2 protein-coding genes are annotated in these 1,308 nt (G+C 69.0%); both read left to right on the forward strand.

Annotated features, from left to right (window positions below):
- On the forward strand, window positions 1-480 hold a 480-nt coding region (locus A37W_RS0114690), incomplete at its 5' end, for an ABC transporter permease (RefSeq protein ID WP_018303795.1).
- A partial coding sequence (locus tag A37W_RS0114695) for an ABC transporter ATP-binding protein (protein WP_157236502.1) occupies window positions 477-1,308 on the forward strand: 832 nt, incomplete at its 3' end. The genes A37W_RS0114690 and A37W_RS0114695, both read left to right, overlap by 4 nt.

Genomic DNA, 1,308 nt, shown 5'->3' on the forward strand with positions numbered 1-1,308 from the left:
CTGCTCCTGACGCTGGTGGTCATGTTCGGGTCGGACAGCCGGCTCTTCGGAGCACCGGCTGGCCTCGGCCCGTCGCTCGCGGCTCTGATGTGCGTGCAGTGGGCCGTGTATGCCCGGCTGGCACGCGGACAGGCGCTGACCTTGCGGAATTCCGACTTCGTCGTCGCATCGCGCCTCGCCGGGCTCAGCGGGCCGCGCATCGTCTTCGGTCACATCCTGCCCGGCGTCAGCCGCATCACGCTGGCCTATGAGATCGGCGATGTCGTCCTCGTCGTCGTCATCCTCGCGTCGCTGCCGTTCCTCGGCGCAGGTGTCCAGCCACCGACCGCCGAATGGGGCAGCATCATGTATGAGGGGCGCGCCTTTCTGCGGAACGCGTGGTGGATCATCGTCCTGCCGGGCGGCGTCCTGGCAATCACCGGACTGGGTCTCAGCTTCGTGGCGGACTCGTTCCTGAGCGACCGGAGAGATGGCCGATGACTCTGCGACCGGATGCTCACCCGCCGATGGTCGAGGTCGATGGTCTGTCCATCGCCTTCGGGGGCTTTCAGGTGGTCCACGAGATCTCCTTCTCGATCGAGCGGGGTTCTTCGCTCGCCATCGTCGGCGAGTCGGGCTCCGGCAAGACGGTGACGGCGCGCGCCATCTCCGGACTGCTGGGCCGCAAGGGTGGCCGCATCACGGCGGGGCGGGTCGTGGTCGACGGACGCGACGTCGCCAATCTCAATCGGACCGCATGGCGGCAGATCTGGGGGCGAAGGATGGCGCTCGTGCCCCAGGCCTCGCTCGCCAGTCTGGACCCCGTCCTGCGGATCGGCACGCAGATGACGGAGACCATCCGCACCGTCGATCCCGCCACCGACCCCGCCACGCGGGCGGTGGAACTGCTGGATCAGGTCAGATTGCGCAACCCTGCCCGCGTCATGCGGGCATTTCCGCACGAACTGTCGGGCGGAATGCGCCAGCGCGTCATGATCGCGCTCGCCCTCGCCGGGAGGCCGGAGCTGATCGTCGCGGACGAACCGACGACCGCGCTGGACATGACCGTGCAGAAGGCGATCCTGCGGCTCCTGTCGGACCTGCGCGTCGAAACCGGACTGACCCTGCTGATGATCGCGCACGATCTTGCCGTCGTCAGCGAGGTGGCGGACGAGGTGGCGGTGATGCGCGAGGGACGGCTGGTCGAGGTCGGCCCGGCCTGCCGCATCCTCAGCGCCCCCACGCACCCCTACACCCGCGCCCTTCTCGCCGCCCAGCCGCACGAGGCGGATCGAGGCAGACCGCTGGCCGTGCTGGACCGAACGACCG

It is taken from the genome of Wenxinia marina DSM 24838 (assembly GCF_000379485.1).
GTDB lineage: Bacteria > Pseudomonadota > Alphaproteobacteria > Rhodobacterales > Rhodobacteraceae > Wenxinia > Wenxinia marina.